Source organism: Micromonospora halotolerans (assembly GCF_032108445.1).
Lineage (GTDB): Bacteria > Actinomycetota > Actinomycetes > Mycobacteriales > Micromonosporaceae > Micromonospora > Micromonospora halotolerans.
On record NZ_CP134876.1, the window covers coordinates 6,810,664 to 6,824,139 of the forward strand.

Annotated in this window: 14 protein-coding genes; 6 read left to right on the top strand and 8 right to left on the bottom strand. The window is 75.6% G+C overall.

Features of this window, described 5'->3' with window-relative positions; genetic code table 11:
* The first annotated feature begins 33 nt into the window (after positions 1 to 33).
* The 3 genes from RMN56_RS31975 (at position 34) to RMN56_RS31985 (ending at position 4,680) form a co-directional block, all read left to right on the top strand.
* Complete coding sequence (locus RMN56_RS31975; protein ID WP_313721595.1) at positions 34 to 1,260, top strand: MFS transporter; 1,227 nt, start codon at positions 34 to 36, stop codon at positions 1,258 to 1,260.
* 208 nt (positions 1,261 to 1,468) lie between these two features.
* Positions 1,469 to 3,040 (top strand): glycosyltransferase family 4 protein, encoded by a 1,572-nt coding sequence (locus RMN56_RS31980; RefSeq protein WP_313724913.1) that lies wholly within the window; start codon positions 1,469 to 1,471, stop codon positions 3,038 to 3,040.
* Positions 3,022 to 4,680 carry a glycosyltransferase family 2 protein gene (locus tag RMN56_RS31985; protein ID WP_313721596.1) on the top strand — a complete coding sequence of 553 codons (1,659 nt, stop codon included), beginning with the start codon at positions 3,022 to 3,024 and terminating at the stop codon, positions 4,678 to 4,680. The genes RMN56_RS31980 and RMN56_RS31985 overlap by 19 nt, the downstream gene beginning before the upstream one ends.
* A 28-nt stretch (positions 4,681 to 4,708) precedes the next feature.
* Here RMN56_RS31985 and RMN56_RS31990 read toward each other — a convergent pair whose 3' ends face one another.
* The 4 genes from RMN56_RS31990 to RMN56_RS32005 all read right to left on the bottom strand — a co-directional run bounded on the left by RMN56_RS31990 (position 4,709) and on the right by RMN56_RS32005 (position 7,487).
* The gene (locus tag RMN56_RS31990; protein WP_313721598.1) at positions 4,709 to 5,002 is read right to left on the bottom strand and encodes a DUF6510 family protein; all 294 of its coding nucleotides are present in this window, start codon (positions 5,000 to 5,002) and stop codon (positions 4,709 to 4,711) included.
* A gap of 17 nt (positions 5,003 to 5,019) precedes the next feature.
* Positions 5,020 to 5,781 carry a ferredoxin reductase gene (locus RMN56_RS31995; RefSeq protein ID WP_313721599.1) on the bottom strand — a complete coding sequence of 254 codons (762 nt, stop codon included), beginning with the start codon at positions 5,779 to 5,781 and terminating at the stop codon, positions 5,020 to 5,022.
* Position 5,782: 1 nt separating this feature from the next.
* Positions 5,783 to 6,382, bottom strand: coding sequence for a sulfite oxidase-like oxidoreductase (locus RMN56_RS32000; protein WP_313721600.1), 600 nt, complete (start codon positions 6,380 to 6,382; stop codon positions 5,783 to 5,785).
* A gap of 85 nt (positions 6,383 to 6,467) precedes the next feature.
* Entirely contained in the window at positions 6,468 to 7,487 is a 1,020-nt protein-coding gene (locus RMN56_RS32005; RefSeq protein WP_313721602.1) for a TerC family protein, read from the bottom strand.
* Positions 7,488 to 7,737: 250 nt separating this feature from the next.
* Here RMN56_RS32005 and RMN56_RS32010 point away from each other — a divergent pair, with 250 nt between their 5' ends.
* Positions 7,738 to 8,886 carry a CaiB/BaiF CoA transferase family protein gene (locus RMN56_RS32010; RefSeq protein WP_313721603.1) on the top strand — a complete coding sequence of 383 codons (1,149 nt, stop codon included), beginning with the start codon at positions 7,738 to 7,740 and terminating at the stop codon, positions 8,884 to 8,886.
* A 12-nt stretch (positions 8,887 to 8,898) separates the two neighbouring features.
* Here RMN56_RS32010 and RMN56_RS32015 read toward each other — a convergent pair whose 3' ends face one another.
* A complete protein-coding gene (locus RMN56_RS32015) occupies positions 8,899 to 9,303 on the bottom strand; it encodes a DUF2267 domain-containing protein (RefSeq protein ID WP_313721604.1) in 405 nt (134 codons plus the stop codon).
* A gap of 158 nt (positions 9,304 to 9,461) precedes the next feature.
* Between RMN56_RS32015 and RMN56_RS32020 the strand changes: the two genes are divergently transcribed.
* On the top strand, positions 9,462 to 9,731 hold the full coding sequence (locus RMN56_RS32020) for a DUF2795 domain-containing protein (RefSeq protein WP_151465257.1): 270 nt from the start codon (positions 9,462 to 9,464) through the stop codon (positions 9,729 to 9,731).
* 9 nt (positions 9,732 to 9,740) lie between these two features.
* Entirely contained in the window at positions 9,741 to 10,403 is a 663-nt protein-coding gene (locus tag RMN56_RS32025) for a DUF1345 domain-containing protein (RefSeq protein WP_313721605.1), read from the top strand.
* A 241-nt stretch (positions 10,404 to 10,644) separates the two neighbouring features.
* On the opposite strand, the gene RMN56_RS32030 is transcribed toward RMN56_RS32025, so the two are convergent.
* The 3 genes from RMN56_RS32030 to RMN56_RS32040 form a co-directional block, all read right to left on the bottom strand.
* On the bottom strand, positions 10,645 to 11,340 hold the full coding sequence (locus RMN56_RS32030; protein WP_313721606.1) for a hypothetical protein: 696 nt from the start codon (positions 11,338 to 11,340) through the stop codon (positions 10,645 to 10,647).
* 32 nt (positions 11,341 to 11,372) lie between these two features.
* A complete protein-coding gene (locus RMN56_RS32035; RefSeq protein WP_313721607.1) occupies positions 11,373 to 12,344 on the bottom strand; it encodes a pirin family protein in 972 nt (323 codons plus the stop codon).
* 85 nt (positions 12,345 to 12,429) lie between these two features.
* Entirely contained in the window at positions 12,430 to 13,374 is a 945-nt protein-coding gene (locus tag RMN56_RS32040) for a toast rack family protein (RefSeq protein WP_313721609.1), read from the bottom strand.
* Between the last annotated feature and the right edge of the window lie 102 nt (positions 13,375 to 13,476).

A 13,476-nucleotide genomic window follows, 5' to 3' on the forward strand; every position in this document is an offset into this window, starting at 1 on the left:
ACCCGGACCGCATACCCCTGCCCGGTGGCCGGCATGACGGCCATCCGTTCCGCCGACCGGCTCGGCCCCGACTTCCGGCGGCTCTGGACCGCCTCCGCCGTCTCCAACCTCGGTGACGGCGTCACCCTGGTGGCCGCGCCGCTGCTGGTCGCCTCGCTCACCCCGGATCCGGTGGCGGTGGCCGCCGCGGCGCTCGCCCCGCAACTGCCGTGGCTGCTCCTCGCCCTGGTCAGCGGGGCGCTCGTGGACCGGCTCGACCGCCGCCGGCTGCTCGTCGCGGTCAACCTGAGTCGGGCCCTGGTGCTGGCCGCGCTGGCCGGGGCCGTGCTCACCGGGGTGGCCACGGTGCCCCTGATCTGCCTCGCGTTCTTCCTCACCGGCGTCGGCGAGACCCTGGCCGACACCGCGGCCGGGGCGCTGCTGCCGTCGGTGGTGCCCGCCGACCGCCTGGAGCAGGCCAACAGTCGGCTGTCCGCCACGTTCGTGATCGGCAACCAGTTCGTGGCCAAGCCGCTCGGGGCGTACCTCTTCGTGTGCGCGGCGGCACTGCCGTTCGGGGTCGACGCGGCCACCTTCGGGCTGGCCGCGCTGCTGCTGGCCCTGCTGCGCTGGCGACCCGTCCCGTCCCCGGCGCCGCGGGCGCCCGCTGCGGCGCGCCGGTCGCTGCGGGCCGACGTGCGGGAAGGCATCCGCGCGCTCTGGGCCGTGCCGGTGCTGCGCACCCTGGCCGGCTGCATCGCCGTCATGAACATCGCCTTCTGCGCCGCGTTCGCCGCCTTCGTGCTCTACGCCCGCCAGCGGCTCGGCCTCGCCGAGGTCGGGTACGGGCTGCTGCTGACCGCCTCGGCGCTCGGCGGGCTGGCCGGCAGCGCGCTGGCCACCCGGCTGCGGGCCCGGTTCGGCACGCCCGCGCTGCTGCGGGCCGGGCTGCTGATCGAGATCGGGCTTCAGCTCGTCCTGGCCGGCACCCGGAATCCGGCGGTCGCCGGCGTGGCGCTGGCCGTGTGGGGCGGGCACGCCATGGTCTGGGGCGTGCTGGTCGTGTCGCTGCGGCAGCGCCTCGTGCCGGACCGGCTGCGCGGCCGGGTGACCAGCGTCTACGCCCTGGCCGACCTGGGTGGGGCGGCGCTGGGTACCACCGCGGGCGGCGTCCTGGCGCGGGCGACCGGGAGCATCCTGGCACCGTTCTGGCTGGCCGCGGCGGCGCTCGCGGTGCTCACCGTGCTGGTGTGGCGCCGGCTGGGCGACACCGGGCGCTGATCCGCCCGGCACCGGTGGGGAGGCCGCCCGGTCTCCCCACCGGCATCCCCCAACCGCCTCCTCTCGGTCACCTCGGCGTCACGTCGGTGTCGCCGCGCCGACCGATGCCTCCAGCAGGTTGGGGTCACGCCGGAGCGGCCGGCCGACCAGCGGAGGACCAGCAGTGGCACACGACGAGGCGACACCGCCGCGCCGCGGCCGGATCGTCATGCTCGTCGACAACAAGGTCGAGGGCGACTCCCGGGTGCAGAAGATCGCCCGGTCCGCCGCCGAGGCCGGGTGGGACGTCACCCTGCTCGGCCGCTCCCCGGACGGCACCGAGCGGACCTGGCGGCTGGGCGCCGCCGAGGTGCGGCTGCTGCCGGTCCCGGAGCCGCTGCACCGGCGCCGGCACGAGTTCCGCCGCTCGCTGCGCTGGCCGCTGGCGTACCGGTCGGGGGGCGTCGCCGAGCACCGGGCCCAGTGGGTCCGGGCCTGGCGGGCCGACCTGGCCGTCCGCGGCGCCCTGGTGGCGCGGCGGGCCGCCGACGGCGAACTGGCCGGCGCCCGGCTGGGCCGGGCGCGGAGCGCGCTGCGCCGGCGGGAGGTCGCCGCCCGGCTGCTCGACCGCTGGGTGTGGCTGCGCACGAAGATGATGAACCGGGTCCGGTACGGCCGCCGCTTCCGCGGCCCGTGGGACCGGGCCTACACGCTGTTCTGGCAGCTCGTCCAGGGTGACCGGGCGTGGCGGCGGCTGGAGCCGGGGCTCTGGGACTACGAGCTGGCGTACGGCCCCGAGGTGGATCGGCTGCGCCCGGACCTGATCCACGCGCACGACTTCCGCATGCTCGGCGTCGGCGCCCGCGCCAAGATCCGGGCCGCCGGGCAGAGCCGCCGGATCGCACTGGTCTGGGACGCCCACGAGTTCCTCCCCGGGATCAAGCCGTGGCGGGACCACGCCCGCTGGCTGCCCGCCCACCGGGCCCACGAGCGGGAGTACGCCCCGTACGCCGACGCGGTGCTCACCGTCTCGGCGGACCTGGCCGAGCTGTTGCGCCGCGAGCACCGGCTCGCCGAGGCGCCGGGCGTGCTGCTCAACGCCCCCGCCGACGAGCACCGCCCGGCCGACGACGCGCCGCCGCCGGACCTGCGGGCCGAGTGCGGGATCGCCCCCGAGGTGCCGCTGCTGGTCTACAGCGGCGCGGCGGCCCCGCAGCGCGGGCTGGACACCCTGGTCGAGGCGTTACCGCGGCTGCCGGGCGTGCACCTCGCACTGGTGGTGAACCCGGCGCTGCGGTACGTCGAGCGGCTCGCCGGACGGGCCGCCCGGCTCGGCGCCGCCGACCGGCTGCACGTGCTGCCGTACGTGCCGCACTGGCAGGTGGTGCCGTTCCTGTCCGGCGCCGACGTCGGCGTGATCCCGATCCACCGCTGGCCCAACCACGAGATCGCCCTGATCACCAAGTTCTTCGAGTACGCGCACGCGCGGCTGCCGGTGGTGGTCAGCGACGTGCGGACCATGGCGGCGACGGTGCGGGAGACCGGCCAGGGCGAGGTCTTCCGGGCCGGCGACGTCGACGACCTCGTCCGCGCGGTGACCGCCGTGCTGGCCGACCCCGCCCGGCACCGCGCCGCGTACGACCGGCCGGGCCTGCTCGCCGCCTGGACCTGGTCGGCGCAGGCCGAGGTGCTGGAGGCGGCGTACCGCCGGCTGCTGCCCGACGCCCCGCCCCCGCCCGACACGGACCCGTCCGCATCGTCGACTTCCCGAGGAGCGCTCCGGTGCCCACCCCAGACGTGAGCGTCGTCATCCCGGTCTACAACACCCGGCCCTACCTGCGGGCCTGCCTAGACTCGCTGCTGCGCCAGACGATCGGCCGCGACCGCCTGGAGATCGTGGCGGTGGACGACGGCTCCACCGACGGCAGCGGCCGGCTGCTGGACCGGCTCGCCGCCCGCCACCCCGGCACCGTGACGGTGCTCCACCAGGCCAACTCCGGCGGCCCGGCCGCACCCTGCAACCGCGGCCTGGAGGTGGCGACCGGCCGGTACGTCTTCTTCCTCGGCTCCGACGACCACCTCGGCCCCGAGGCCCTGGAGCGGCTGGTCGCCGCCGCCGACCGGTACGGCTCGGACGTGGTCCTCGGCAAGGTGGTCGGGGTGAACGGCCGGCACGTCTTCTCCGACGTCTTCGCCGCCGGCAACGCGGTCGACGTGAGCCTGTTCGACTCCGCGCTGCCCTGGTCGCTGGCGAACACCAAGCTGTTCCGCCGGGACCTCGTGGACCGGCTCGGGCTGCGCTTCCCCGAGGACATGCCGGTGCTCAGCGACCAGCCGTTCACGCTGGCCGCCTGCTACCACGCCCGGCGGATCTCGGTGCTCGCCGACTACGACTACTACCACGCGGTGCGCCGCCTGGACGCCCGCAACATCACCTACCACAGCCGCGTCGACCAGCGCCTGGTCAGCGTGGAGCGGCTGTTCGCCTTCGTGGCCGGGCTGATCCCGGCCGGGCCGCGGCGGGACGCGGTGCTGCGCCGGCACGTCGGGCTGGAGCTGGCCAACCTGGTCGGCGACGACTTCCGCCGCCTGGACCGCGCCGCGCAGGAGCGGGTGCACGCGGCGGTGCGCCGCCTCGTCGAGCGGTACGTCACCGACGGGCTCCGCGACCGCCTCGACATCGAGGCCCGCCTGCGGCTGGGCGCGGTGACCGCCGGGGGCGTCGACGAGCTGCTGGCGATCATCGACCAGGACGCCGAGCGGGGCGTCCCGGCCACGGTGGTGGCCGACGGCCGCTGGCACGCCGGCTACCCGGGCGCGCCGGCCGACTGGACCGACGTCACCGAGGTACGCGCCGACTGGCTGGCCCGGCTGGACACCGTGACGGTGAGCTGGACGGACGGCCACACGCTCGCGGTGACCACGCGCAGCCCGTACCCCCGCTTCGCCGCGGAGGCGGGGCCGGTGCGGCTGGTGGCCGGCCCGGTCACCGGCACCACCCTGCTGGACGCCACCGACCCGACCGGCCGGACGGTGCGGACCGACTTCCCGGTCGAGCGGCTCCTGGCCGGCAGCGCGGCCAGCGGCCAGCGCCACCCGGTGCGCGCGGAGGTCGACGGGGGCCACGGCCGGGGCAGCGCCCCGGTCCGCGCGCCCCGGCTCGCCGCCGGCCGCCCCCGGCTACTGCGCCAGGGCGCCCGCCTGTACGGGATCGCCGCGACCGTCGACCCGCGCAACGGCCAGCTCGTGCTGTCGGTGGTGCCGGTGACCGCCGGGCAGCTGGTCAGCCGCCTGCGCCGGCGGTGGCGGCGGACCGCGCCGGCCGCCGCCCGCCCGGTGCCGTCGCCGGCGCGGCCGGCGGGCGCCCCGGCGCCGCTCCACCCGACGAACCACGCCGAGCCGGCCCCCAGCCAGGTGGGTCAGCTCACCGTCGCGTCCTGAGCCGCGGACCCGGTCGCTCGCGGCGGCCTCAGAGCGGGCGGGGGTGCGGCTGGTCGAGGGCCATGGGCACCCGGAGGTAGGTGGTGCCGCGCAGGTCCAGCCAGGCCTGGTCGGGGGCGCGGACCAGGCGCAGCATCACCTCGGTGCACGCCGGGCAGCGTCCGATCAGCCCGGGCGCGTGCGAGTAGACGTGCAGCCCCGCCACGGGGCCGGTCGTGCCGCAGTGGTCGCAGCGCCCGATGGCGGAGCTCAGGTCGACCGCGAAGATGTCGCGCAGCGGCCCGTCGAGCATGTTGCCGTCCAGGTAGGACATGTCGGTCATGCGCTCTCCTCGGGTGGTCAGCCGGTCGGGCCGAACCGCTCGGTCTTCACCCGCCGGGTCGGATGGCCCAGCCCGACCAGCAGGTCCGCCACGGTCTCCACGAAGCCGGTGGGGCCGCAGACGTAGCAGAGCGGCTCCAGATCGGGCGGCCAGCCGTGGGTGTTCACATCGGCCAGGCCGATCCGGTGCGGCTCCCCCCGCCAGCCCTCCGGCGCCGCCCGGGTGTAGACGTACGCGACGTCGAGGCCCTGGTCCTCCCGGGTGCGGCGGCGCAACTCGTCGGCGTAGATGACGTCGTCGGGGGTGCGCACCGAGTAGATGAGCCGGAACGGCGCCCGGCTGCCGGCGGCCCGCCGGGCCCGGACCATCGCCATCAGCGGCACCACCCCGGAGCCGCCGGCGACCAGCAGCACCGGCGCGGTCTCGTCGGTGCGCCAGACGAACCAGCCGCCGACCGGCCCGCGCACCTCCACCGGGTCGCCCTCGGCGTAGGTGTCGGTGAGGTACGGCGACACCTCCCCGTCGGGTACCCGCTGCACGGTCACCGCGATCCGCTCCCCCTCGGCCGGCCCGGCCAGGGAGTACGAGCGGGCCGCCTGGTAGCCGTCGGCGGCGGTGAGCCGGATGTCGAGGTGCTGCCCGGGCTCGTGCCCCGGCCAGCCGGGCACGTCCAGCACCAGGGTCTGCGCGCTCGGTGTCTCGACCCGCCGCTCCACCAGCCGGGCGACCCGCCAGGTCAGGGGGGCGACCATCCGGGCGCCGGTCGTCGGGGCGGCCACCTCAGTCGCCCTGGTAGCGCTGCTCGCGCCACGGGTCGCCGTAGTCGTGGTAGCCGGCGGTCTCCCAGAAGCCCGGCTGGTCGTCGACGAACAGCCGGACCCCGCGCACCCACTTGGCCGACTTCCAGAAGTAGAGGTGCGGCACGAGCAGCCGGGCCGGGCCGCCGTGCTCGGCCGGCAGCGGGCCGCCCTCGTAGGTGTGGACCACCCAGGCCCGGCCGCCCCGCAGGTCGTCCAGCGGCAGGTTCGTGGTGTAGCCGCCGTACGAGTGGGCCAGCGCGTACCGGGCGGTGGTGTCGACGCCGTCGAGCAGGGTGTCCAGCGAGACCCCCTGCCAGTCGGTGCCCAGCTTCGACCAGCGGGTGACGCAGTGGATGTCCACGTGCGGCGTCTCCTGCGGCAGGCCCATCAGCTCGTCCCAGGACCAGCGGTACTCGGCGCCCGTCTCCGTGGTGAGCACGAACTCCCAGGTGTCCAGGGGCACCCGGGGCGTCGGCCCGGCGGAGAGCACCGGGAAGTCCTCGGTGAGGTACTGGCCCGGCGGCAGGGCCGGTTCTGCCGTACGGGGCCGGCCCTGAAAGCCTGGCGAGACGATTCCCACGCGTCAGTCGTACCACCTGGGGCGGGTCGGCACCACGGGTTCGGCCGGGAGCCGCCGCGCCGGGTGACCGGCGCGGCGGCCGGGATCAGCGCCGCTCGGCGACCACGGCCTCCTCGCCCGTGGCGCGGTCGCGGGTGGCCCGCAGGCTGGTCAGCGTCACGATCACCAGGATGCCGATGATGACGCCGAGCGAGGCCAGGGTGGGGATCTGCGGCACCCCGGGCCAGATGCCGTGCGCCCAATGCAGGCCCAGCTTGAGGCCAATGAAGGCCAGGATGGCGGCCAGGCCGTAGCTGAGGTGCACGAGGCGGCTCAGGGCGGCGTGCAGGACGAAGTAGAGCGCCCGCAGGCCGAGCAGGGCGAAGGCGTTGGTGGCGAAGACCAGGTAGGGGTCCTCGGTGATGCCGTAGACGGCGGGCACCGAGTCGACGGCGAAGACCACGTCGGTGGCGAGCACGGCCACCACCACGAGGGCGAACGGGGTGAGCGCCCGCCGGCCGTCCCGCCGGACGGTCATCTTCGGACCGTGGTACTCGTCGACCACCGGCATGACCTTGCGGAGCAGCCGGACCGACCGCATCTTGTCGATGTCGACCTCCTGCTCGTGCCCGGTGAGGGCGTCGCGCAGCAGCTTGACCGCGGTGGCGACCAGGATGAGCGCGAAGAGCAGGAAGGCGAAGTCGAGGGTCTGCAGGGCGGCGGCGCCCAGGGCGATGAAGATCGCGCGCAGCACCAGCGCGCCGGCGATGCCGTAGAGCAGCACCCGCTGGGCCAGCACGGCGGGCACCGCGAACGCGGCCAGCAGCAGCATGAAGACGAAGAGGTTGTCGACCGAGAGCGACTTCTCCACCAGGTAACCGGTGAGATACTGGACGCCCTGCTCCGAGCCGTAGCGACCCCACACCCAGGCGCCGAAGGCCAGCGGCAGGGCGACGTAGAAGGCCGACCAGCCCAGCGCCTCCTTCAGGGAGACCTCGTGCGGCTTCCGGGTGACCAGGAAGTCCAGCACCAGCAGCGCGAGCACGCCGGCGATGGTCACCGCCCACAGGGTGGGGGTGCCCACCGACGACAACTCGGCGGCTGACAGGTACGACAACTCGGTCATGGAGCCTCCTCGAACACGGTGCCATGTCCGAGGTCTCCTTCACCCACCGATCGTGGGCAACCACCCGAGGCGGACCCGGGGCCCGCCGTACTGACCGGAATGGTTCGTGGGAAGTACTCCCCTCGCGGCTCCAAGGTTAGGGCAACCTCAACCCGCGCGCCAAGTCTCGACGCGGATGATTGCCCTGGTCAACCGCTGTGCGGGGCGGTCGGGCGTGGTGCCCCGCCGGCCGGGGCCCTATGGTGGCGCGATGAGCAGTCAGGGGCCGCTGACCGGCGTACGGGTGATCGAGCTGGCCGGTATCGGCCCCGGGCCGTTCGCCGCCATGATGCTCGCCGACCTCGGCGCGGACGTGGTGCGGGTGGACCGGATCGGCGGCGGCGGCTTCGGCGACGTCCCGGGCGACCTGCTGAACCGCAACCGCCGGTCGGTCGCCGTCGACCTCAAGACGCCCGAGGGACGCGAGGTGGTGCTGGCCCTGGTCGCCGGGGCGGACGCGCTGATCGAGGGCTTCCGGCCCGGGGTCACCGAGCGGCTCGGCCTCGGCCCGGACGACTGCCGCGCCGCGAACCCCCGCCTGGTGTACGGGCGGATGACCGGCTGGGGGCAGGACGGCCCGCTCGCCCACACGGCCGGCCACGACATCGACTACCTGGCGCTGACCGGCGCGCTGCACGGCGTCGGCCGGGCCGGCGAACGCCCGGTGCCGCCCATGAACCTGCTCGGCGACTTCGGCGGCGGCGGGATGATGCTGGCCCTCGGCGTCGTGGCGGCGCTGTACGCGGTCCGCGCCGGCGCCCCCGGCCAGGTGGTCGACGCGGCCATCGTGGACGGCGTGTCGGTGCTGTCCACCCAGATCCACGCGCTGCGCCGCGCCGGCATGTGGCAGGACCCGCGCGGGGTGAACCTGCTCGACGGCGGCGCGCCCTTCTACGACACCTACGAGTGCGCCGACGGGCGGCACCTCGCGGTCGGCGCCCTGGAGCCGCGGTTCTACGACGAGCTGGTCCGGCTCACCGGTTTCCCGCTCGACGGCGACGAGGCCCCGGACCGGTACGACCCGGCGAACTGGCCGGCGCTGCGGGCGGCCTGGGCCCGGCTGTTCCGCACGCGCACCCGGGACGAGTGGGCCGCGCTGCTGGCCGGCTCGGACGCCTGCGTGGCGCCGGTGCTCGACTGGGCCGAGGCCCCGGAGCACCCGCACCTGGCCGCCCGGGAGGTCTTCGTCGCGCCCGACGGGGTTCCCCAGCCGGCCCCCGCGCCGCGCTTCTCGGCCACCCCCACCTCGGTACGCCGGCCGCCGCCGCGGCCCGGTGAGCACACCGACGAACTGCTGGCCGAGGCCGGGCTCGACACCGCCCGGATCGCCGCCCTGCGCGCCGCCGGAACGGTCGCCTGACGGCCGGCCGGGTCAGCGGCGGGTGGCGCCGGGCGCCAGGGCGGGTTCCACCATGTCCCGGTAGTCGCGGGGCATCTGGACCACGACGTCGTCGAACTCCCCGCCGGTGACCGCCTCGCGCAGGGTGACGAACACCGCGCACACCGCCTCCCGGGCGAGGTTGCCGTCCACCCCGGCGCGCCGGCTCACCCGGGCCACGAACTCGGCCGCGCCGAACCGGTCCGCCGCCTCGGTGGCCGGGTGCGGTTTGAGCACCCGTTGCAGCTCCTTCGGCAGCTGTGCGGCGAGGTCCAGCACCTCGCCCCCGGTCAGCCGCTCGGTCAGCGTCTCCAGCGTGGCCCGCGTCAGCTCGGCGGCCCGCTCCGGCGCCGTCCGGGCCCGTTCGGACACCCGGTCGACGAAGGTCTCGTAATCCATCGGTGTACCCCCTCAGGGCTGCTCACGCGCCCCGGGCGTACCCGCCGGGGCGGGTCGGAAACGGTCGCATTTTCCGCGCCGGAGGGCGCGTGACCGGCCCGGTGCCGGGTAACCGCCGCCGGTCGTGACCGCAACTACAGGCGCGAGGAGCCCCACCCATGGCGAGTTACACCGACGTCCTCGAGTATCTGTCCGCGCTGGACTACCCGGCCGGCAAGGACGACGTCATCCAGGAGGCCGAACGGGAGGGTGCGCCGCCGGAGGTGTTGAAGGCGCTGCGGGCGCTGCCGCCGGTGGACTACGCCAACGGCACCGAGGTGGCCCGCTCGGCGGGCATCGACGCCGCCCCCGAGGTGGGCCGCTCCCAGCGCGCCGCGCAGGCCCGGGAGCCGCACACGCGGGTTTCGCAGCACCTGCGCGGCATCTGACCCCGTCCGGTGCCCCGCCCGACGGCCGAGCGGGTCCACGAGCACGTCCCGGCGGCGGTCCAGCTCGTGGTGATCGCGTTGGTCGGCGTCTTCGCCGCCGCTGCCGCCGCCGTCATGCTCACGCCGGCCCTCGCTCCGCTCGTCGGCTGGGACGGCGCCGCGTTGAGCTGGCTCGTCCTCCAGTGGGGGCGGCTGTCCCGGCTGGACGCGGTCCGGACCGCGCGGTTGGCGAAACTGGAGGACCCCAACCGGGCGACGCGCGACGCCCTGCTGCTGGCCGCCTGCCTGGCCAGCCTGCTGGCGGTCGGCCTGGTGCTGACCACCGCGCACAACGTCCCGCCCGGACTGCCGCGGGACCTCTACGGGGGGCTCGGTGTGCTGAGCATCGTGGTCTCCTGGTTCGTCGTACACACCGTCTTCACCACCCGGTACGCCCGGCTGTACTACAGCGGCGAGCCGGGCGGGATCGACTTCCACCAGACCGAGCCGCCCTGCTTCTCCGATTTCGCGTACGTCGGCTTCACGGTCGGCGCGACCTTCCAGGTCTCCGACACCGACCTGTGCAGCTCCGAGATGCGCCGTACGGCGCTGCGGCACCTGCTGCTGTCCTACCTGTTCGGCGCGGTCATCATCGCCGCCACGGTGAACCTGCTCGCCAGCCTCGCCCAGTGACCGCCCCCTCAAGCAGGCGGGCGCCCCGGGTCACGAACCGCGACCTGGGGCGCCACGCAGCACCTGTCCCCGCCGGTCCGCGCCCGAACCGGGTCGCGACCGACAGGCGGTGGATGTTCGCCCGAACCGGGCGGGCATCGCTGCCACGATCATCATACGACAGGGCATCAGCCGAACGGGTGAGTATCGCGTTATTGTGGCCCGCGGCACGTCCCGCTCCCGACGACTCCAGCTCGGCGCGTCATCCGCCGCGCCGCGACCGGGAACCGTCGGCCGTCACCTCGGCGTACCGCTTCTCCAGATCCACCCGGGCCAGCGCCCCGACCAGCCAGGCCAGGCGCTCCGACTCGCCGCTCCCGGCCAGCCCGGCCAGGTCGTCGGCGGAGCGGCCCAGCCCCAGCCGGCGGGCCGCCGCGAGCGCCCGCCGGTCGGCCACCGGCGCCACCTCGCGCCACACCGCCTGCACCTCCCGCAGGAACAGGTCCGCGACCTCGTCGTCCACACCGGGCAGCGCGGTCAGCAACCGCCGCTCCCGGCCCGCATCCTGGTGCGCCTCGGTGCGCAACCGGCGCAGGTCCCCCCGGTACGCGTCGACTAGGTTCTGCGCCAGGTCACCGAGCGTGGCGCTTAGCGCGTCCACGTCACCGCGCTGCCCCGCGGCACGCAGCACGCGGACCCGGTCGGCGTGCAACGAACGGGCCAGCCGGGCGGCGCTGTCCCAGCCGGCGTCCCGCAGCCCCGTCGCCGCGTCGATCGCCTTGTGGAAGTCGCCCCGCCGGGCGAGCAGAACGGACAGGTAGAGCACCTGGAACAGCTGGGACGGGTTGTTCGTGACCCGGAACCCGTACCGTTCGGCGAACCCCCGCCCGTCCCCGGCGAGCCGGCGGACCAGCCGCTTCTTGTCCTCGACACTGGAAATCGCACTGGTGGTGGGCATGCCCGCCGTCTACCCGGGGCGGGCCGGGGCATTCAGCCGACCATGCCGCCGCGCCGGTCCCGCGCCTTGAGCCGGGTGGTGGGCAGCGCCGGGGCGGGCAGCGGAGGCGCCGCGTCGTCGGCGACCGTGCCGAACCGCCGGCCCGCCATCCAGTCCTCGCGGGCGGCCACGACCTCCTCGTGCGACCGGCCCACGAAGTTCCACCACATCACCAGCGGCTCCTCGAACGGGGTGCCGCCGAGCAGCAGCAGCCGGCTGCCGGGGGCGGCCCGCAGGGTCAGCGCGTCCCGGCCGGCGCCCAGGTAGAGCAGCGCGCCGGGGGCGAAGGCCACGCCGTCCACCTCGGCGGAGCCGGACATGGCGAGCAGCCCGTACTCGAAGTCGCGGCGCAGCGGCAGCGTGGCCGGCGCGGGGCCCCGGACCTCGAGCTGCGCGCCGACCAGCGGCGTGTGCACCACGGCCGGGGAGCGTTCCCCGCCCACCTCGCCGACGAGCAGGGTGACGTCCAGGTCGCCGTCGCGCCACCGGGGCAGCTCGGCGTGGTGGGCGAAGTCGGCCGCGCCGGCCCGCGCGGGGTCCGGCAGCGCCACCCAGAGCTGCACGCCGTGCATCACCGGCGGATGCACGAGGGGTGAGCGTTCCGAGTGGGCGATGCCGTGCCCCGAGGTCATCACGTTGAGCTGGCCGGGCCGGATCGGCTGGACGTTGCCCAGGCTGTCCCGGTGCAGGATCTCCCCGTCGAGCAGCCAGGTGACCGTCTGCAGCCCGGTGTGCGGGTGCGGCGGCACCTCCATGCCGGGGCGCTCGGCCACGTCGTCCGGTCCGAAATGGTCGACGAAGCACCACGCACCGACCAGCCGCCGCTGCCGCTGCGGCAGCAGCCGGCGCACCGTCGTGTAGCGCCCCAACGGCACGTCGTGGCCGGGCAGCAGCACGCTGCCCGGGTCGGTGGAACCCACGCCAGGTGGGAGGGTCTGCGCGGGCAGGGATTCGGTACGGTCCACCGCCCGACTGTACGCTCAGCCGACCGCGACGCTCACGGCGTTCCCCCTGCTCAGCCTGCTGCGACACGCACCGCGCTCGCGCCGCTCAGCCTGCCGAGACGTTCACCGTGTTCGCGCCGGCTGTCAGGTCGAGGTCGAGTCGGTCCCGGGCCCCGTCCCAACCGGCTGAGCTGACGAGCTGGCCGGCGGCCACCCCGGTGCGGCGGACGTCGTACACGGCCACCGAGCCGGCGCCGGCCGCGACCCGGACCCGGGCCGGCGACCCGCCGGGAACGGTCACGGTCAGCTCGCTGACGCCGCCGCTCACCCGTACGGTCAGCGTGCCGCGCAACGGGGGTAGCCGCAGGCCGGTCCGGGACGCCCCGCCGGCCAGCTCGATACCGGCCAGCCGGGCCGAACCCAGGTCGAGCTGCTGCTCGCTGACCCCGCCGGTCAGGCGCAGCCGCCAGGTCACCCGGGAGTTGAGCACCACCTCCACGGCGGCCGGACCCGACCGGGCGTTGCCCTGGACGCGCAGCCGGACCAGGTCTCCGGTCACCTCGGGCCGCGGGGTGACGCCCGCACCGTCCGGCGCGCCGACCCGGTACAGGTCGTCGCCGAGGTCGGCGGCCCGCAGGGTGAAGCTCGCGAGGGGGTCGACCAGCTCGAAGTCGGCCTGCCGCCGCTCGCCGCGCGGGGCGGTGAGCGTCTCCTCGGCCGCGGTGGTCACGCCGCCCGGCTGACGGCCCTCACCCGCCGGGGGCCGGTGACCGTCGGCGGGGGTCAGCTCCGGCGGCGTGGACCTGTGGCCCTCGGCCGGCGCCGGATCGCGGCACACCGAGGGCGTGGGATCGTGGCACACCGTGGGCGTGGGCGGGTGGTTCCTCGCCTGCGGGGGCGCCTCGCCGGAGAAGACGATCCCGAGTCGGGTCGGGTGGGACAGCGTCACGACCACGGCCGCCACGCCGAGCGCCACCACCAGCACGGCGGCGGCGGCCAGCAGGCGGGTGGTTCGGGACCATCCCGACCCGGTCGGCTCGGTGTCGGTCATGGTCGTCCCCTCTCGCCGGTCCCCGTCGGCTGATACGTCTCCGTTCCGGGCGCAGTTCATTCCTCGGAGACGCCGCTGGCCGGCACCCCGTCGGGGGTGCCG

What these genes read in the sequence shown, in the direction of transcription:
- RMN56_RS32005 (WP_313721602.1), bottom strand. Translation starts at nt 7,487, where the DNA reads ATGACCGAGTTGTCGTACCTGTCAGCCGCCGAGTTGTCGTCGGTGGGC.
- RMN56_RS31975 (WP_313721595.1), top strand. Translation starts at nt 34, where the DNA reads ATGACGGCCATCCGTTCCGCCGACCGGCTCGGCCCCGACTTCCGGCGG.
- RMN56_RS32030 (WP_313721606.1), bottom strand. Translation starts at nt 11,340, where the DNA reads ATGCCCACCACCAGTGCGATTTCCAGTGTCGAGGACAAGAAGCGGCTG.
- RMN56_RS32020 (WP_151465257.1), top strand. Translation starts at nt 9,462, where the DNA reads ATGGCGAGTTACACCGACGTCCTCGAGTATCTGTCCGCGCTGGACTAC.
- RMN56_RS31990 (WP_313721598.1), bottom strand. Translation starts at nt 5,002, where the DNA reads ATGACCGACATGTCCTACCTGGACGGCAACATGCTCGACGGGCCGCTG.
- RMN56_RS32010 (WP_313721603.1), top strand. Translation starts at nt 7,738, where the DNA reads ATGAGCAGTCAGGGGCCGCTGACCGGCGTACGGGTGATCGAGCTGGCC.
- RMN56_RS32015 (WP_313721604.1), bottom strand. Translation starts at nt 9,303, where the DNA reads ATGGATTACGAGACCTTCGTCGACCGGGTGTCCGAACGGGCCCGGACG.
- RMN56_RS32040 (WP_313721609.1), bottom strand. Translation starts at nt 13,374, where the DNA reads ATGACCGACACCGAGCCGACCGGGTCGGGATGGTCCCGAACCACCCGC.
- RMN56_RS31980 (WP_313724913.1), top strand. Translation starts at nt 1,469, where the DNA reads ATGCTCGTCGACAACAAGGTCGAGGGCGACTCCCGGGTGCAGAAGATC.